The sequence below is a fragment of the Streptomyces sp. NPDC000348 genome, assembly GCF_042898795.1.
In the GTDB taxonomy this organism is placed as follows: Bacteria; Actinomycetota; Actinomycetes; order Streptomycetales; family Streptomycetaceae; genus Streptomyces.
On sequence record NZ_JBIAZD010000004.1, the window covers coordinates 364,153 to 381,648 of the forward strand.

18 protein-coding genes are annotated in these 17,496 nt (G+C 73.0%); 12 read left to right on the forward strand and 6 right to left on the reverse strand.

The window, feature by feature from the left end; genetic code table 11:
* Positions 1-23 precede the first annotated feature (23 nt).
* Both aceB and ACFY3N_RS11280 read right to left on the reverse strand, forming a co-directional pair.
* Positions 24-1,649: a malate synthase A gene (aceB, locus tag ACFY3N_RS11275; RefSeq protein WP_390816365.1), complete on the reverse strand. Its 1,626-nt coding sequence runs from the start codon at positions 1,647-1,649 to the stop codon at positions 24-26.
* 206 nt (positions 1,650-1,855) lie between these two features.
* Complete coding sequence (locus ACFY3N_RS11280; RefSeq protein WP_390816366.1) at positions 1,856-2,473, reverse strand: NTP transferase domain-containing protein; 618 nt, start codon at positions 2,471-2,473, stop codon at positions 1,856-1,858.
* A 201-nt stretch (positions 2,474-2,674) separates the two neighbouring features.
* On the opposite strand from ACFY3N_RS11280, the gene ACFY3N_RS11285 reads away from it, so the two are divergent.
* A complete protein-coding gene (locus tag ACFY3N_RS11285) occupies positions 2,675-2,989 on the forward strand; it encodes a DUF5955 family protein (protein WP_390816367.1) in 315 nt (104 codons plus the stop codon).
* A 12-nt stretch (positions 2,990-3,001) separates the two neighbouring features.
* Here ACFY3N_RS11285 and ACFY3N_RS11290 read toward each other — a convergent pair whose 3' ends face one another.
* Positions 3,002-3,808 carry an IclR family transcriptional regulator gene (locus ACFY3N_RS11290; protein WP_390816368.1) on the reverse strand — a complete coding sequence of 269 codons (807 nt, stop codon included), beginning with the start codon at positions 3,806-3,808 and terminating at the stop codon, positions 3,002-3,004.
* 242 nt (positions 3,809-4,050) lie between these two features.
* Between ACFY3N_RS11290 and allB the strand changes: the two genes are divergently transcribed.
* Both allB and alc read left to right on the forward strand, forming a co-directional pair.
* A complete protein-coding gene (gene allB, locus ACFY3N_RS11295; protein WP_390816469.1) occupies positions 4,051-5,391 on the forward strand; it encodes an allantoinase AllB in 1,341 nt (446 codons plus the stop codon).
* A gap of 32 nt (positions 5,392-5,423) precedes the next feature.
* Positions 5,424-6,518, forward strand: coding sequence for an allantoicase (alc, locus tag ACFY3N_RS11300; protein ID WP_390816369.1), 1,095 nt, complete (start codon positions 5,424-5,426; stop codon positions 6,516-6,518).
* 264 nt (positions 6,519-6,782) lie between these two features.
* On the opposite strand, the gene ACFY3N_RS11305 is transcribed toward alc, so the two are convergent.
* Complete coding sequence (locus tag ACFY3N_RS11305; protein ID WP_390816370.1) at positions 6,783-7,547, reverse strand: SDR family NAD(P)-dependent oxidoreductase; 765 nt, start codon at positions 7,545-7,547, stop codon at positions 6,783-6,785.
* Positions 7,548-7,692: 145 nt separating this feature from the next.
* Here ACFY3N_RS11305 and ACFY3N_RS11310 point away from each other — a divergent pair, with 145 nt between their 5' ends.
* The gene (locus tag ACFY3N_RS11310) at positions 7,693-8,319 is read left to right on the forward strand and encodes a dihydrofolate reductase family protein (RefSeq protein WP_390816371.1); all 627 of its coding nucleotides are present in this window, start codon (positions 7,693-7,695) and stop codon (positions 8,317-8,319) included.
* Positions 8,320-8,360: 41 nt separating this feature from the next.
* On the opposite strand, the gene ACFY3N_RS11315 is transcribed toward ACFY3N_RS11310, so the two are convergent.
* A complete protein-coding gene (locus ACFY3N_RS11315) occupies positions 8,361-8,561 on the reverse strand; it encodes a hypothetical protein (protein WP_390816372.1) in 201 nt (66 codons plus the stop codon).
* A 179-nt stretch (positions 8,562-8,740) separates the two neighbouring features.
* Between ACFY3N_RS11315 and ACFY3N_RS11320 the strand changes: the two genes are divergently transcribed.
* Together ACFY3N_RS11320 and ACFY3N_RS11325 are read left to right on the forward strand one after the other, a co-directional pair.
* Complete coding sequence (locus tag ACFY3N_RS11320; RefSeq protein ID WP_390816373.1) at positions 8,741-9,991, forward strand: sensor histidine kinase; 1,251 nt, start codon at positions 8,741-8,743, stop codon at positions 9,989-9,991.
* Between the two features lie 58 nt (positions 9,992-10,049).
* On the forward strand, positions 10,050-10,724 hold the full coding sequence (locus tag ACFY3N_RS11325) for a response regulator (RefSeq protein WP_390816374.1): 675 nt from the start codon (positions 10,050-10,052) through the stop codon (positions 10,722-10,724).
* 2 nt (positions 10,725-10,726) lie between these two features.
* Here ACFY3N_RS11325 and ACFY3N_RS11330 read toward each other — a convergent pair whose 3' ends face one another.
* Positions 10,727-11,749 carry a Gfo/Idh/MocA family oxidoreductase gene (locus ACFY3N_RS11330; protein WP_390816375.1) on the reverse strand — a complete coding sequence of 341 codons (1,023 nt, stop codon included), beginning with the start codon at positions 11,747-11,749 and terminating at the stop codon, positions 10,727-10,729.
* Positions 11,750-11,865: 116 nt separating this feature from the next.
* Between ACFY3N_RS11330 and ACFY3N_RS11335 the strand changes: the two genes are divergently transcribed.
* The 6 genes from ACFY3N_RS11335 to ACFY3N_RS11360 all read left to right on the forward strand — a co-directional run bounded on the left by ACFY3N_RS11335 (position 11,866) and on the right by ACFY3N_RS11360 (position 17,483).
* A complete protein-coding gene (locus ACFY3N_RS11335) occupies positions 11,866-12,615 on the forward strand; it encodes a GntR family transcriptional regulator (RefSeq protein ID WP_390816470.1) in 750 nt (249 codons plus the stop codon).
* A 171-nt stretch (positions 12,616-12,786) separates the two neighbouring features.
* Positions 12,787-13,791 carry a sugar ABC transporter substrate-binding protein gene (locus tag ACFY3N_RS11340; RefSeq protein WP_390816376.1) on the forward strand — a complete coding sequence of 335 codons (1,005 nt, stop codon included), beginning with the start codon at positions 12,787-12,789 and terminating at the stop codon, positions 13,789-13,791.
* The gene (locus ACFY3N_RS11345) at positions 13,788-14,831 is read left to right on the forward strand and encodes an ABC transporter permease (RefSeq protein WP_390816377.1); all 1,044 of its coding nucleotides are present in this window, start codon (positions 13,788-13,790) and stop codon (positions 14,829-14,831) included. The genes ACFY3N_RS11340 and ACFY3N_RS11345 overlap by 4 nt, the downstream gene beginning before the upstream one ends.
* Positions 14,828-15,637, forward strand: coding sequence for an ATP-binding cassette domain-containing protein (locus ACFY3N_RS11350; RefSeq protein ID WP_390816378.1), 810 nt, complete (start codon positions 14,828-14,830; stop codon positions 15,635-15,637). The genes ACFY3N_RS11345 and ACFY3N_RS11350 overlap by 4 nt, the downstream gene beginning before the upstream one ends.
* 122 nt (positions 15,638-15,759) lie before the next feature.
* Positions 15,760-16,908: an ROK family glucokinase gene (locus ACFY3N_RS11355; protein ID WP_390816379.1), complete on the forward strand. Its 1,149-nt coding sequence runs from the start codon at positions 15,760-15,762 to the stop codon at positions 16,906-16,908.
* Positions 16,905-17,483: a sugar kinase gene (locus tag ACFY3N_RS11360; RefSeq protein ID WP_390816380.1), complete on the forward strand. Its 579-nt coding sequence runs from the start codon at positions 16,905-16,907 to the stop codon at positions 17,481-17,483. The genes ACFY3N_RS11355 and ACFY3N_RS11360 overlap by 4 nt, the downstream gene beginning before the upstream one ends.
* Positions 17,484-17,496 lie beyond the last annotated feature (13 nt).

Consider the following 17,496-nt stretch of genomic DNA (forward strand, 5'->3'; position numbering starts at 1 on the left):
GGGGCCGCTCGCGGGCGTGGGGCTCAGCCCTCGAGCTGCTCGTACGCCGGCAGGGTGAGGAAGTCGGCGTAGTCCTCGTCGAGGGAGACCTTCAGCAGCAGGTCGTGCGCCCGCTGCCAGGTGCCGGCCGCGAACGCCTCCTCGCCGAGCTCCGCACGGATGCCCGCCAGTTCCTCGGCCGCGACCGCGCGGGCCAGCTCGGCGGTGACCCGCTCGCCGTTGTCGAGGACGACGCCCGCGTTGATCCACTGCCAGATCTGGGAGCGGGAGATCTCGGCGGTGGCGGCGTCCTCCATCAGGTTGAAGATGGCCACCGCACCGAGCCCGCGCAGCCACGCCTCGATGTACCGGATGCCGACCTGGACGGCGTTGACCAGGCCCGCGTACGTCGGCCTGGCGTCCAGGGAGTCGATGGCGATGAGGTCCGCCGCCTGCACGTCCACGTCCTCGCGGAGGCGGTCCTTCTGGTGCGGCCGGTCGCCGAGCACCCGGTCGAAGGACTCCATGGCGATCGGGACCAGGTCGGGGTGGGCGACCCAGGAGCCGTCGAAGCCGTCGTCCGCCTCCCGGTCCTTGTCGGCGCGCACCTTCTCGAAGGCGATCCTGTTGGCCTCCGGGTCCCGGCGGGAGGGGATGAACGCCGCCATGCCGCCGATCGCGTGCGCACCGCGCCGGTGGCAGGTGCGGACGAGGAGTTCGGTGTACGCGCGCATGAACGGGGCGGTCATCGTCACCGCGTTGCGGTCCGGGAGGACGAACCTCGCCCCGCCGTCACGGAAGTTCTTGACGAGGGAGAACAGGTAGTCCCAGCGCCCGGCGTTCAGCCCGGAGGCGTGTTCGCGCAGCTCGTAGAGGATCTCCTCCATCTCGTACGCGGCCGTGATCGTCTCGATCAGGACGGTGGCGCGGACCGTGCCCCGCGGCACGCCCGTGTACTCCTGCGCGAAGACGAACACCTCGTTCCACAGCCGGGCCTCCAGGTGGGACTCCGTCTTGGGGAGGTAGAAGTACGGGCCCTTGCCGCGCCCGGCCAGCCGCTCGGCGTTGTGGAAGAAGTACAGGCCGAAGTCGACCAGCGCGCCGGGCACCGGGGTGCCGTCGGCGTCGGTGAGGTGACGCTCGTCCAGATGCCACCCGCGCGGGCGCACGACGACCGTCGCCAGCTCCTCGTCCGGGCGCAGGGCGTAGGACTTGCCGGACCCCGGATCGGTGAAGTCGATGTTCCGCGTGTGGGCGTCGATCAGGTTGAGCTGGCCGGTGATCACGTTCCCCCAGGTGGGCGCCGAGGCGTCCTCGAAGTCCGCGAGCCAGACCTTCGCGCCGGAGTTGAGGGCGTTGACGGTCATCCTGCGGTCGGTGGGGCCGGTGATCTCGACCCGGCGGTCGTTCAGGGCCTCGGGGGCCGGGGCCACCCGCCAGGAGTCGTCCGCACGGACGGCGGCCGTCTCCGGCAGGAAGTCGAGCGTGGACGTACGGGCGATCTCGGCACGGCGCTCCGCGCGGCGGGCGAGCAGTTCGTCACGCCGGGGCGTGAACCGCCGGTGCAGCTCGGCCACGAAGGCGAGCGCCCCCTCGGTGAGGACCTCCTCCTGCCGGGGCAGGGGTCCGGCGTCGACGACGGTCAGCGGGGACGGCGCTGGTGCGGACATCGGCTGTCACTTCCTTCGGCGTACCCGGCACCGGGTGCCCATCGACCCGGGGGCGGCGGCGGACGCCCGCACGGAAGCCGGGCGCTTCTGATCTGTGGATAGTAGTTTCCTCATGGTGGAAGTTCAATGTTCTGTTGACGCCGGGGCACTCCGGGTCGGGGGCGCCCGGGCGGGAGGAGCCCCCACCGTTCACCCGCCGCCCCGGCTCATTCGAGGTGCGCCAGATCCGCCTCGGTGTCGATGTCGTACGCCTCGGCCACGTCGCCGCACTCGACGAGCGTGAGCCCTCCCGCGTGCTCCTCCAGATAGGCGCGTGCCCCTCGGTCGCCGGTCGCGGCCGCGGCGATCCCGGCCCAGTGGGCGGCGCCGAACAGCACCGGGTGGCCGCGCACGCCGTCGTAGGCGGCCGAGACGAGCGACTCGGGGGACCGGTGGGCGCCGAGCACCCGGGCGACCGCCTCCGGGCCGATCCCGGGCTGGTCGACCAGCGAGACCAGCGCGGCCCGCGCGCCCGTCCCGGCCAGTGAGTCCAGGCCGGCCCGCAGGGAGGTGCCCATGCCCCGCTCCCACGCCGGGTTGTCGACGAGGACGCAGTCCGGCAGGAGGGCGCGGGCGCGCACCTCGTCCGCCCGCGCGCCGAGCACCACGTGCACCCGCGCGCAGCCGCCCGCGCGGAGCACCCCCGCCGCGTGCTCCACCAGTGGCCGTCCCCGGTGCGTGAGCAGCGCCTTGGGGCGCCCGCCGAGCCGCCGCCCGCCCCCTGCGGCCAGCAGCAGTCCCACGACCTCCGTGGCGGTCTCCCCGTCCCTGTGATGTGTCGTCATGCGTCCTGCATACCGCACCCGGCACGGGGTATCGGGGTGGCGCGGGACGGGCGCCCTCGGGCCGCGATGTCACGTTGCGGAGCAACTCGATGACGCAGCGGACTGGCGCGAGGGGGCCGGGGTGGCGTTTACTGGCGCGACCGGCCGGCGGGTGCCGCGGCCGGCTGGGGAGGCGCACGACAAGGTGCCAGGGGGAGGACTGTGTTGCGCAGCGTGGAGCAGAGGCGTGTGCCCGGCAGTCAGCTGGACCCACGGGTGGCGGGGCTGCGCTCCGCCGTGTCCCGGTTACGCCGTCAACTCGCCGCCCATCCCGGGGACTTCCGGGACCGGGGCGTCGCGGAGGAGGAACTCGCCGCGCTGGCCGGCATGGCCGCCGCCGGCGACCCCGAGATCTCCCGGCTGCGCCGCTCCCTGCTGCTGGTCGCGGGCGCGATCGGCTCGGTGAGCGCGCTGGGGCAGGGTGTGCGCGAACTGCGCGAGGCGGTGGACCTGTTCGGCCCGTCACCACGCGGCTGACGCGCGCCCCGGTCAGCCGGCGGGGGTGGCGCCCGGCGCGCTGAGCGCCCCGGAGAGCTCCGCCGCGACCTGCTGGAGCACCGGCACGATCCTCTCCGTCGCCGACTCCGTGACGCGTCCCGCCGGGCCCGAGACGGAGATCGCCGCCGGCGTGGGGGAGTCCGGCACCGGCACGGCGAGGCAGCGGACGCCGATCTCCTGCTCGTTGTCGTCCATCGCGTAGCCGAGGCTCCGTACGTCCTCCAGGGCCGCGAGGAAGCCGTCCGGCGTGGTGATGGTCTTCTCCGTCGCGGCGGGCATCCCGGTGCGGCCGAGCAGGGCCCGCACCTCCTCCGGCGGGAAACCGGCCAGCAGGGCCTTGCCCACGCCCGTGGAGTGCGGCAGGACGCGCCGGCCCACCTCGGTGAACATCCGCATGGAGTGCTTCGACGGCACCTGCGCCACGTACACGACCTCGTCCCCGTCGAGCAGCGCCATGTTCGCCGTCTCGCCGGTCTCCTCCACCAGGCGGGCCAGGTAAGGGCGCGCCCAGGTGCCCAGCAGCCGGGAGGCGGACTCGCCGAGCCGGATCAGGCGCGGGCCCAGCGCGTAGCGGCGGTTGGGCTGCTGGCGCACGTAGCCACAGGCGACCAGCGTGCGCATCAGGCGGTGGATGGTCGGCAGGGGCAGTCCGCTGCTCGCGGACAGCTCGCTCAGGCCGACCTCGCCGCCCGCGTCCGCCATCCGTTCGAGCAGATCGAAGGCGCGCTCGAGGGACTGCACGCCGCCACTGGCGGCGGACCGGGCGGAGCCGGTGGTGCTGGCGCTGGACGTCGGCACGGCGCGTTCCTTTCGGGGCCTGGCAGGAAGGGCAGAAGCCTACCCGGCGGCCGGCCGGCCGCCCGCTGGTGCGGAGCCGCGTTCTGCTGGGTGAAATTTTAATTCCGCTCCGTGGAACCGTCCAGGGATGGCCGCCGGTCCGGACCGGGCGGGGCGGGCGCCCTTGACGGGCCGGAGGCGCGGGTGAAGACTCCTTCAACAGAACGTTGAATTCCATTCCGGCGGAAGGTCAGGGGATGCGGGTGTCCGACGCCGAACCGGTGCTGCGCTCCACGCGCGTCATCACTCCCGAGGGAATGCGCGCCGCGTCCGTCACGGTCGCCGACGGCACGATCACGGCCGTCCTGCCGTACGACGCCCCCGTCCCGGAGGGCGCCCGCCCGGTGGACCTCGGCGACGACGTCCTGCTGCCCGGCCTGGTCGACACCCACGTGCACGTCAACGACCCCGGCCGCACCGAGTGGGAGGGCTTCTGGACCGCCACCCGCGCGGCGGCGGCCGGCGGCATCACCACGCTGATCGACATGCCGCTCAACTCCCTCCCGCCGACCACCACCGTCGACCACCTGCGCGCCAAGCGGCGGGCCGCCGCCGGCCGGGCCCACGTCGACGTCGGCTTCTGGGGCGGCGCCCTGCCGGACAACGTCCAGGACCTGCGCCCGCTGCACGAGGCCGGCGTCTTCGGCTTCAAGGCCTTCCTCTCACCGTCCGGAGTGGACGAGTTCCCGCACCTGGACCAGGAGCGGCTGACCCGCTCGCTGGCGGAGATCGCCGCCTTCGACGGGCTGCTGATCGTGCACGCCGAGGACCCGCACCACCTCGCCGCCGCCCCGCAGCACGGCGGCCCGAAGTACGCCGACTTCCTCGCCTCCCGCCCGCGCGCCGCCGAGGACACCGCCGTCGCACACCTCGTCGAGCAGGCGAGACGCCGGGACGCGCGGGTGCACGTGCTGCACCTGTCCTCCGGTGACGCGCTGCCCCTGATCGCGGCGGCCAAGGCGGACGGCGTGCGCCTCACCGTCGAGACCTGCCCCCACTACCTCACCCTCACCGCGGAGGAGGTCCCGGACGGGGCCGGTGAGTTCAAATGCTGTCCGCCCATCCGCGAGGCCGCCAACCAGGACCTGCTCTGGCGGGCCCTGGCGGACGGCACCATCGACTGCGTCGTCACCGACCACTCGCCGTCCACCGCCGACCTCAAGACGGACGACTTCTCGACCGCCTGGGGCGGCATCTCCGGCCTCCAGCTCAGTCTGCCGGTCGTCTGGACCGAGGCCCGCAGGCGCGGCCACGGCCTGGAGGACGTCGTGCGCTGGATGTCGGAGCGCACGGCCCGGCTGGCCGGCCTCGACGCGCGCAAGGGCGCCATCGCGCCCGGCCGCGACGCCGACTTCGCCGTCCTCGCCCCCGACGAGACCTTCACCGTCGACCCGGCGGCGCTCCAGCACCGCAACCGCGTGACGGCGTACGCGGGCAGGACCCTGTACGGCGTCGTGAAGTCCACCTGGCTGCGCGGCGAACGCATCGTCGCCGACGGCGCGTTCACCGAACCGAAGGGCCGACTGCTCACCCGCTCCCCCTGACCCCGACTCCCGAAAGGCAGGACCGGACCACCGTGACGGCGATCGAGAGCTTCACCGGCGACGCGCGCCCCTACGGCGGCGGTGACCCGTACGCGGACTACCGCACCGCCGACTTCCCCTTCACCCACCACGCCGACCTCGCCGACCGCCGGCTCGGCGCCGGTGTCATCGCCGCCAACGACGAGTTCTTCGCCCAGCGCGAGAACCTCCTGCTGCCCGGACGCGCCGCGTTCGACCCAGAGAGCTTCGGGCACAAGGGCAAGATCATGGACGGCTGGGAGACCCGGCGCCGGCGCGGCGCCTCCGCCGACCACCCCTGGCCGGCGGCCGAGGACCACGACTGGGCGCTGATCCGGCTCGGCGCGCCCGGAGTCGTCCGCGGGATCGTCGTGGACACCGCCCACTTCCGCGGCAACCACCCGCAGGCCGTGTCCGTCGAGGGCACGTCGGTGGCGGGCTCCCCGTCGCCCGGGGAACTGCTCTCGGACGACGTCACGTGGACGACGCTCGTCCCGCGCACCCCGGTCGGCGGCCACGCGGCCAACGGCTTCGCCGTGTCGTGCGAGGAGCGCTTCACCCACCTGCGCCTCAAGCAGCACCCCGACGGCGGCATCGCCCGGCTGCGCGTGTACGGCGAAGTCGTCCCGGACCCGGCCTGGCTGGCGGCGCTCGGCACCTTCGACGTCGTCGCGCTGGAGAACGGCGGCCGGGTCGAGGACGCCTCGGACCGCTTCTACTCACCGGCCGCCAACACCATCCGGCCCGGCCGCTCCCACCGGATGGACGACGGCTGGGAGACCCGCCGCCGCCGCGACCGGGGCCACGACTGGATCCGCTACCGCCTGGTGGCCCGGTCGCGGATCCGCGCCCTGGAGATCGACACGGCGTACCTGAAGGGCAACAGCGCGGGCTGGGCGTCGGTGTCGGTGAAGGACGGCGACGACGGCGACTGGCGGGAGATCCTCCCCCGCACCCGCCTCCAGCCCGACACCAACCACCGCTTCGTCCTCCCGGCCCCGGCGACCGCCACCCACGCCCGCGTGGACGTCCACCCCGACGGCGGCATCTCCCGCCTGCGCCTCTTCGGCTCACCGACCGAACCGGGCACCACCGAACCGGGCACCTGACCCCCGCAGCCGGGGCCCCGCGCCGCACTCCCCGCAGCTGCGGGCAGGTCATGCCGCGCCACTGCCCGCAGCTGCGGGCAGTCGTGCCGCTGGGGCGGCACGGGTGGGCGCAGCGGCACCCGGCACTCGCCGGCGGAGCAGCCTCCTACGCGTGGCACCCGGCACCGGCCGGCGGAGCAGCCCTCTCCTCCGGCACCCCGCAACCGCCGGCAGACCGGCCCCCGGGCGTGGCGACCGCCACCGGCCGCCACGCCCGGGCACACCTCACGCCGCGTGCCCCCCGTCCACCGCGAACTCCGCCCCGGTGACGTACGCGGCCCCCGCCAGATGGACGATCGTCTCCGCGACCTCCTCCGCCGAGCCGAACCGCCCCACCGCCGTCATCTCCGCCTGCCCGCCCGCGTACGGCCCGTCCGCCGGATTCATGTCCGTGTCGATCGGCCCCGGATGAACGATGTTCGCCGTGATCCCCCGCCCGCCCAGCTCCCGCGCCAGCGCCTTCGTCAACCCCACCAACGCCGACTTGCTCATCGTGTACAGCGTCCCGCCCGGTCCGGGCACCCGCTGCGTCATGCACGTACCGACGGTGATGATCCGCCCGCCGCGCGGCATGAGGGCGGCCGCCGCGCGGGAGGCGAGGAAGACCCCGCGCACGTTCACCGCGAGCACCCGGTCGACGTCGGCGAGGGACAGTGTCTCCACCGGCCCGAGCACGCCGATCCCCGCGTTGTTCACCAGGACGTCGAGCCGGCCCAGCTCCCGCGCGGCGGCGTCCACCGCCCCGGCCGCCTCCTCCGGGGCGCCGGCGTCCGCGCGCAGGGCCACCGCACGGCGCCCCAGCGCCTCGACGGCCCGTACGACGTCCTCGGCCGCCTCCTTGCCGTTCACGTACGTCACCGCGACGTCCGCGCCCTCCCGGGCCAGCCGCAGCGCCGTCGCCGCGCCGATCCCGCGGCTGCCGCCGGTCACCAGCGCCACCTTGCCGAGCAGGGTCTTCTCCACGGTCTTCACAGAAGTGTCTGTCGTCATGCGTCCATCCCAGCGCCCGCGCCCCGGGCGCGCTGGCGGCGAACGGACGTCGACCTGACGCGCCACCGATGAGTTGCGGACCCCACCGGGGTCTGAGCTGATGACGACACGTCCCCACCCCGCCCCAGGAAGGCAGGAACCCACCATGGGCAAGCTCGTGGTCACCACCTTCGTCACCCTCGACGGCGTCTACCAGGCCCCCGGCGGTCCCCAGGAGGACACCAGGGACGGCTTCGAGCAGGGAGGCTGGAGCGTCCCCTACGGCGACGACGACTTCGGCCGGTTCGTCAACGGGGTCTTCTCCCGCGCGGGCGCCTTCCTCCTCGGCCGCCGTACGTACGACATCTTCGCCTCGTACTGGCCGAAGATGACCGACCCCGCCGACCCGGTCGCCGGCGCACTGAACGCGCTGCCGAAGTACGTCGCCTCCGCCGGCCTCGCCGACCCCGGATGGGCCGGCACCACCGTGCTCCGCGGCGACCTCGCCAAGGAGGTCACCACCCTCAAGGAGCGCACCGACGGCGAGCTCCAGCTGCACGGCAGCGGCGCCCTCGCCCGGTCCCTGTTCGCGCTCGACCTCGTGGACACCCTGCACCTGCTGACCTTCCCGGTCGTCCTCGGCGCCGGGCGCCGCCTGTTCCCGGAGGGCTCGATGCCGAGCGCCTTCCGGCACACCGGCGGAGAGATCACCGCCGCGGGCGTGTCCGTCCAGACCTACGACTTCGCCGGCCGCCCCGAGTACGGCTCGTACGAGCTCCCGGAGAACGCCTGACACCGGCGCACCGGTGGCGCGTTCGCCGCCCGGACGGGGGTTCAGCCGGGCTTTCGGCTCTCCGCGGCGGCGAACAGGGCGCCGCCCAGCACCAGCAGGGCGATGCTCGCGTAGATCTCGTAGCCGTCGAGGAACCCGATCCGCTGCACCAGTCCCCAGTTCCAGTCGGTGAACCGGGTCACCAGACCCGCCACGCCCTGCACCACGGCGAGGAAACCCAGAACCTCCAGCAATTGCTTCATGTCCCGACCCTCGCCCCGCGGACCCCCCCGCCCACATCGGCCGCGGGGCGAGCCCTTTCCGGCGGAAGACCGCGATCCGCGTCGGCCGGAGCGCCGAAAGTCTGCGATGCCGCGACTTCGGTAGGAGATCCGCCCGCGGGGCGGCGCAGGGAGGCGCCGCCCGCATAGATTCGTCGACCGTGACTGGTGACAAGGCGGCGCAGACCGCCCCGGTGTTCACGGGGCGTCGATGGTTCTTCCCGTCCGCCCTCGTCCACGCACTCGATCCCGACCCGGTCCGCTCCAGGCGGCGGCCCCGGCGCACCGCGCGGGACTGGGTCGTCGACTTCGTCTGCTTCCTGCTGGCCGTCCTGGTGGGCCTGCTGGGCGCCGAGACGCTCAGCGACAACCGCGACCTCCCGCGCGCGCTGGTCGCCGCCGACCAGGTGCTCGGCGCGCTGTCCTGTGCCGTGATCTGGCTGCGCAGGCGGTGGCCGTTCGCCCTGGCCGCCGCGATGGTCCCGGTCGGCTTCGTCTCGGAGACCTCCGGCGGTGTGGTGGTCATCACCCTGTTCACGCTCGCCGTGCACCGCCCCTTCCGGTACGTGGCGTGGACGGGCGGCGTCCACGCGGCCTTGGTCCCGCTGTACTTCTGGTGGCGGCCCGATCCCGACCTGCCGTACCTCGCCTCGCTGATCCTCTTCGTGATGCTGGTGGGCGCGATCGTCGGCTGGGGCATGTTCGTACGGTCCAAGCGGCAGCTCGTGCTGAGCCTGCGGGACCGGGCGCGGCGGGCCGAGACCGAGGCGCGGCTGCGGGCCGAGCAGGCGCAGCGGCTCGCGCGCGAGGCCATCGCGCGGGAGATGCACGATGTGCTGGCGCACCGGCTGACGCTGCTGAGCGTGCACGCGGGCGCCCTGGAGTTCCGGCCCGACGCCCCGCGCGAGGACGTCGCGCGGGCGGCCGGTGTCATCCGGGAGAGCGCGCACGATGCGCTGCAGGACCTGCGGGAGATCATCGGCGTGCTGCGGGCCGGCGATTCCGACGACACGGGCCGGCCGCAGCCGACGCTCGCGGCGCTCGGCACCCTGGTCGCCCAGTCCCGGCAGGCCGGTATGAAGGTCGTCCTGGACCAGCGGGTGGCCGACCCGGCCGAAGTCCCCGCCTCCGTGGGCCGCACCGCCTACCGCATCGCCCAGGAGGGCCTGACCAACGCCCGCAAGCACGCTCCCGGCACGGAGGTCACGGTGTCGGTCGCCGGCGGCCCGGGGGAGGGTCTCACCGTGACGGTGCGCAACCCCGCGCCGGAGGGGGAGGTGCCGCACGTGCCCGGTGCCGGGCAGGGGCTGATCGGCCTCGCCGAACGGGCGATCCTGGCGGGCGGGACGCTGGAGCACGGGCCCGCCTCCGACGGCGGGTTCGGGGTGCGGGCCCGGTTGCCGTGGGGGTGAACTGGAATCGTCTGGTCCGTGTTTCCCCGCTCCGTGCGGCCGTGATTACGTACGCGCCATGACTGCGATCAGAGTGCTCCTCGTCGACGACGACCCGCTGGTGCGGGCCGGGTTGTCCTTCATGATGGGCGGCGCGGACGACATCGAGATCGTCGGCGAGGCCGCCGACGGCGGAGAGGTCGAGGCGCTCGTCGACCGCACCCGGCCGGACGTCGTCCTCATGGACATCCGGATGCCGTCGGTGGACGGTCTCACCGCCACCGAGTCGCTGCGTCGGCGCGAGGACGCTCCGCAGGTCGTGGTGCTCACCACCTTCCACGCCGACGAGCAGGTGCTGCGCGCGCTCCGCGCGGGCGCCGCCGGGTTCGTCCTCAAGGACACCCCGCCCGCCGAGATCGTCGCCGCGGTGCGCCGGGTCGCGGCCGGCGATCCCGTGCTGTCGCCCACGGTCACCCGGCAGTTGATGGCGCACGCGGCCGGCACCGCCGCCGACACGCGGCGCACGCGCGCACGCGAGCGCGTGGCGGACCTCAACGACCGTGAACGCGAGGTCGCCGTCGCGGTCGGCCGGGGCCTGGCCAACGCCGAGATCGCCGCCGAGCTCTACATGAGCGTGGCCACCGTCAAGACGCACGTCTCCCGCGTCCTGGCCAAGCTCGGCCTCAACAACCGCGTGCAGATCGCCCTGCTCGCCCACGACGCCGGCCTCCTGGAGGGGACCGGGGACCGCTGATCTCAGGTGTACGCCGCCGTCGCCCCGCGCAGCAGCTCCGTCGGCCGGACCGGTCTGCGCTCCCGCCGGGACAGCTCGCACGCCTCCGCGATCAGCAGCGCCTGGAGGGCCTCCCGCCCGTCGCACGGGTTGGCCCGCTCGCCCCGCACCACCTCGACGAACGCGATCAGCTCGGCCGCGTACGCGGGCCCGAACCGCTCCAGGAACCCGGTCCACGGCTTGTCCGCGGCCGGCGGCCCGGTCGGCTCGGTGGAGGCGATCGGCGTACGGTCGTCCAGGCCGACGACGATCTGGTCCCGCTCCCCGGCGAGCTCCATGCGGACGTCGTAGCCGGCGCCGTTCAGCCGGGTCGCCGTGAGCGTGGCGAGCGTGCCGTCGTCGAGGGTGAGGAGCGCCGCGCCGGTGTCGACGTCGCCCGCCGCGCGGAACATCGCGGGCCCGGCGTCGGACCCGGCCGCGTAGACCTCCGTGACCTCCCGGCCGGTCACCCAGCGCAGGATGTCGAAGTCGTGGATCAGGCTGTCCCGGTACAGCCCGCCGGACTGCGGCAGATACCCGGCCGGCGGCGGCTCCGCGTCGCCGGCCGTCGCCCGTACGGTGTGCAGCCGTCCGAGCCGGCCCGAGCGCACCGCCTCCCGCGCGCCCGTGTAGCCGGTGTCGAAGCGGCGCTGGAACCCCATCTGCAGGACGGTTCCGGCCGTCTCGACCTCCGTGATCGCCTGTAACGTGCCCGACAGGTCCAGGGCGACGGGCTTCTCGCAGAACACCGGCAGCCCCGCGCGTGCCGCCCGGCCGATCAGCTCGGCGTGGGCGGACGTGGCCGTCGTGATCACCACGGCGTCCACTCCCCAGGTGTAGATCTCGTCCACCCCGGGTGCCGCCGTCTCGCCGAGCCGCTGGGCGAGGGCCTGGGCCCGCGCCGGATCGACGTCCGTGAGGATCAGGGAGCCGACGTCGCGGTGCCTGCTGAGTGTGTGGGCGTGAAGGGTGCCGAGGCGGCCCGTACCGATGACCCCGATGCGCATGGAAACAAAGTGGGGCCCGCACCGCTCCCTGTCAATGCGTATGTCCGGACAACCGAACTACACAACTTCCCGTCAACAGCGCACGGGGCTACGCTCGGCCCGTGCCGAAACCAGAAGTGGACCCGACCGTACAGCTGGAGCTGAGCGTGGACCGGGGCTCCCCCGTGCCGTTGTACTTCCAGCTGTCCCAACAGCTGGAGTCCGCCATCGAGCACGGCCTGCTGACCCCCGGCACCCTGCTGGGCAACGAGATCGAGCTCGCGGCGCGGCTCGGTCTGTCCCGGCCGACCGTCCGCCAGGCCATCCAGTCCCTCGTCGACAAGGGGCTGCTGGTGCGCCGCCGGGGGGTCGGCACCCAGGTGGTGCACAGCCGGGTCAAGCGTCCCCTGGAGCTCAGCAGCCTCTACGACGACCTGGAGGCGGCCGGCCAGCGCCCCGGGACGAAGGTGCTGGTCAACACCGTCGTGGCGGCGTCCGCCGAGGTCGCGGCCGCGCTCGGCGTGGCCGAGGACAGCGAGGTGCACCGGATCGAACGGCTGCGGCTCACCCACGGCGAGCCGATGGCGTACCTGTGCAACTACCTGCCGCCCGGCATGCTCGATCTGGACACCGGGCAGCTGGAGGCCACCGGCCTCTACCGGCTGATGCGGGCCTCCGGGATCACCCTGCACAGCGCCCGCCAGACCATCGGCGCCCGTGCCGCCACCGCCGGCGAGGCCGAGCGGCTGGGCGAGGAGACCGGAGCCCCGCTGCTCACCATGGAGCGCGTGACCTTCGACGACACCGGCCGGGCGGTGGAGTTCGGCACCCACACCTACCGGCCCTCCCGCTACTCGTTCGAGTTCCAGCTGCTTGTACGGTCCTGACAATCCGGTGCGGCGCGTGCACCGCGCCGTCGTCATGTCAGGACAATGTGACCGAGTTCCGGTCCCCGCGCGGGAACGCCCGATGCCCGTGTTCGACAATGGGGCGTTTGGGGCCGGTGTGGGCATCGGCCCCTTGCACACGCAAGAGCACGGCAAGAAGGGCAAGTCCTCGTGTCACGGTTTTCGACCTGGGTGGGCATCGCGGTGGCGGGGGTGCTGGGTCTCTCGCTCGCCGGATGCAGCAGTACCGGCGGCAAACGGGCGGAGGACGTCCGCGCGGCCGCGGCGGCCCAGGGGAGAGCGGCGGTGGACACCCCCCGCTGGACCTTCGCGATGATCACCCACGCGGGAGACGGTGACACCTTCTGGGACATCGTCCAGAGCGGTGCGAAGCAGGCCGCGGTGAAGGACAACGTCCGCTTCCTCTACTCGCACGACGACGAGGCCCAGCAGCAGGCGCAGCTCGTGGACGCGGCCGTCGACAAGAAGGTGGACGGCATCATCGTCACCCTCGCCAAGCCCGACGCGATGAAGGCCTCCCTCGCCCGCGCCCGCGAGGCCGGCATCCCGGTCGTCACCGTGAACAGCGGCTCGGCCGAGTCGAAGGAGTTCGGCGCGCTCACCCACATCGGCCAGGACGAGACGATCGCCGGCGAGGCGGTCGGCGAGGAGCTGAACGGGCGGGGCCGGAAGAAGGCCCTCTGCGTCCTGCACGAGCAGGGCAACGTCGGTCACGAGCAGCGCTGCGACGGTGTGGAGAAGACCTTCGACGGCACGGTGGTCCGCCTGCACGTCAACGGAACGAGCATGCCCGACGTGCAGTCGGCGATCGAGGCCCGGCTGCAGTCCGACGCCGCCGTGGACGCCGTCGTCACCCTGGGCGCCCCCTACGCCGACACCGCCGTGAAGGCCCGCGAGGGCGCGGGCAGCGACGCCGAGATCGACACCTTCGACCTCAACGCCAAGGTCGTCGCCGGCCTGAAGGACGGCAGCCTCGGCTTCGCCGTCGACCAGCAGCCCTACCTCCAGGGCTACGAGGCGGTCGACCTGCTGTGGCTGTACCGGTACAACGCCGACGTCCTCGGCGGCGGCCGGCCCGTGCTCACCGGACCGCAGATCGTCACCGAGGACGACGCCGCCGCGCTCGAGGACCACACGCAGCGGGGCACCCGATGAGCGCGACGACTCCCGAACTCTCTGATGAAAGGTTTCTGCGCAGCTCTTCGCCGCTCCAGCGGCTGCTGACCAGACCCGAGCTGGGCTCCCTCGTCGGCGCGATCGCCGTCTTCTGCTGCTTCGCCCTCGCCGCCGACGGCTTCCTGCGCCCCTCCAGCCTCGGCACCGTGCTCTACGCGTCCTCCACCATCGGCATCATGGCCGTCCCGGTGGCGCTGCTGATGATCGGCGGCGAGTTCGACCTGTCGGCCGGGGTACTGGTCACGTCGTCGGCACTGGTGTCGTCGATGTTCAGCTACCAGATGACCGCCAACGTCTGGGTCGGCGTCGGCGTGTCCCTGCTGGTCACGCTCGCCGTCGGCGCCTTCAACGGGATCATGCTGGCCCGCACGGGGCTGCCGAGCTTCATCGTCACGCTCGGCACCTTCCTGATGCTGACCGGCATGAACCTCGGCCTCACCAAGCTGATCAGCGGCACCGTCTCCACCAAGGCCGTCGCCGACATGGAGGGCTTCACCACCGCGCGGGCGCTCTTCGCGTCGACCCTCACCGTCGGCGGCACGCACATCAAGGTCACCGTCCTGTGGTGGCTCGCCCTGGTCGCCCTCGGCAGCTGGATCCTGCTGCGCACCCGGGCCGGCAACTGGATCTTCGCGGTCGGCGGCAACGAACAGGCCGCCCGCGCGGTGGGCGTCCCCGTGACCCGGACCAAGACCGCCCTCTACATGGGCGTCGCCCTCGGCGCCTGGATCTGCGGCCAGCACCTGCTCTTCAGCTACGACGTCGTCCAGTCCGGCGAGGGCGTCGGCAACGAGCTGATCTACATCATCGCGGCCGTCATCGGCGGCTGCCTGATCACCGGCGGCCACGGCAGCGCCGTCGGCTCGGCGATCGGCGCGCTGCTCTTCGGCATGACCAGCAAGGGCATCGTCTTCGCCGAGTGGAACCCCGACTGGTTCAAGTTCTTCCTCGGGGCGATGCTGCTCCTCGCCACCCTGCTCAACACCTGGGTACGCCGCCGCGCGGAGGCCGCGACATGACACGGACCGATCACCGCCCGGCCCTCGTGGAGCTGTCCGGCGTCAGCAAGCACCACGGAAACGTCCGCGCCCTCGAAGGCGTGTCGCTGGAGGTGCACGCGGGCGAGATCACCTGTGTGCTGGGCGACAACGGCGCCGGCAAGTCCACCCTGATCAAGATCATCGCGGGACTGCACCGGCACGACGCCGGCACGCTCGCCCTCGACGGCGAGGAGACCCGCCTGGCCTCCCCGCGCGAGGCCCTGGACCGGGGCATCGCCACCGTCCACCAGGACCTGGCCGTCGTCCCGCTGATGCCGGTGTGGCGCAACTTCTTCCTCGGCTCCGAGCCCCGCAAGGGCATCGGCCCCTTCAAGCGCATGGACGTCGACCACATGCGCCGCACCACCCGCGCGGAACTCCTCCGCATGGGCATCGACCTCCGCGACGTCGACCAGCCCATCGGCACCCTCTCCGGAGGCGAACGCCAGTGTGTGGCCATCGCCCGCGCGGTGCACTTCGGAGCGAAGGTCCTCGTCCTGGACGAGCCGACGGCGGCCCTGGGCGTGAAGCAGTCGGGCGTGGTCCTGAGATATGTGTCGGCAGCACGCGACGAGGGCCTGGGCGTCGTCTTCATCACCCACAACCCGCATCACGCCTATCTGGTGGGGGACCGGTTCGTCCTGCTGAAGCGCGGCACCATGGTGGGCAACCACACGCGGGACGAGATCACCCTGGACGAGCTGACCCGGCAAATGGCCGGCGGAAACGAGCTGGACGATCTACGCCATGAACTGCAGCCCCCTCAGGAGCGCGGGGCCGTATAGATGTGCGGCTCCGCCGCGTGGGCGCGATCGACCCCGACGCACCCGCGCCCGGCCATGATCCGCACCACCCCCCACCTGCCCCGCACCACAATCACCGCACCGGTGCGGCACAATCGCACACGATGAGCACCTACCGCGACTTCACCGCCCCCATCGGCTCCCGCCGCGCCCCGGTCCTGAGAACCGTCGGAACCCGGGAACGCCGCTCCCACCTGACGGCGCCCCGTGTCCCGACGGTGGGCATCGACATCGGCGGCACCAAGGTCATGGCGGGCGTCGTCGACGCCGACGGCAACATCCTGGAACGGCTGCGCACGGAGACCCCGGACAAGTCCAAGAGCCCCAAGGTCGTCGAGGACACCATCGTCGAACTGGTGCTGGACCTGTCCGACCGGCACGACGTGCACGCGGTCGGCATCGGCGCGGCCGGCTGGGTCGACGCCGACCGCAACCGCGTGCTGTTCGCCCCCCACCTGTCCTGGCGCAACGAACCGCTGCGCGACCGCCTCGCCGACCGCCTCGCCGTCCCCGTCCTGGTGGACAACGACGCCAACTCCGCGGCCTGGGCCGAGTGGCGCTTCGGCGCCGGCCGCGGCGAGGACCACCTCGTCATGATCACGCTCGGCACCGGCATCGGCGGCGCGATCCTGGAGGACGGGCAGGTCAAGCGCGGCAAGTACGGGGTGGCCGGCGAGTTCGGCCACATGCAGGTCGTCCCCGGCGGCCACCGCTGCCCCTGCGGCAACCGCGGCTGCTGGGAACAGTACAGCTCCGGCAACGCGCTGGTCCGCGAGGCCCGCGAGCTGGCCGCCGCCGACTCACCGGTCGCCTACGGGATCATCGAGCACGTCAAGGGCAACGTCGCCGACATCAGCGGCCCGATGATCACCGAGCTGGCCCGCGAGGGCGACGCCATGTGCATCGAGCTGCTCCAGGACATCGGACAGTGGCTCGGCGTCGGCATCGCCAACCTCGCCGCCGCCCTCGACCCCTCCTGCTTCGTCATCGGCGGTGGCGTCTCGGCCGCCGACGACCTGCTGATCGGCCCCGCGCGGGACGCCTTCAAACGGCACCTCACCGGCCGCGGCTACCGCCCCGAGGCCCGCATCGTCCGCGCCCAGCTCGGCCCCGAGGCCGGCATGGTCGGCGCGGCGGACCTCGCCAGGCTGGTGGCCCGCCGCTTCCGCCGTGCCAAGCGCCGCCGGGTCGAGCGGTACGAACGCTACGAGCGGTACGCGGAGGCCCGCCGCACCACCCGGGAGTCGCTGTGAGCGACGGGTTCCCCCACCGGAGGGCCCTCCCGGACGCGCCCCGCCCGGCCGAGGACCGGGGGCACATGATCCGCCGCAGGGCACTCACCCTGCTGATCATCGTGCTGCTCATCGGCGTCCCGGCCGGGTATCTGGTGATCTCCGCGAACCAGAGCCGGGCCAGCGGCAAGGACAAGGAGGCGAAGTACTCCGCGACCGGCCTCACCGAGGGCTGGCCGTCGAAGGTGCAGCGCCGCCTCTACCAGGTGCCCGTACCGCACCCCGCCTGGTGGGTGGCCTCCTACGAGACCAACAACTGGAGGACCAGCCGCCTCTACGTCGAGTTCGAGACCACCGACGCGGGCCTGAGCGCCTTCCTCACCAGCATGGGCGTGCGGGAGGACGATCTGAAGCAGGACGACATCACCATCGGCGAGCGCGACCGGGACGTCACCGGCTGGACGTTCGACGGACCCGGCACCTGGTCCGGCCTCGTCCACGAGCAGAAGGACCCGGCGCCCACGCACGACGTCGTCGTCAACCACCACAAGCCGGGCTACCCGAGGGTGTACGTCGTCTCCCGCACCGTGCCCTGATCCCGGCGGTCCC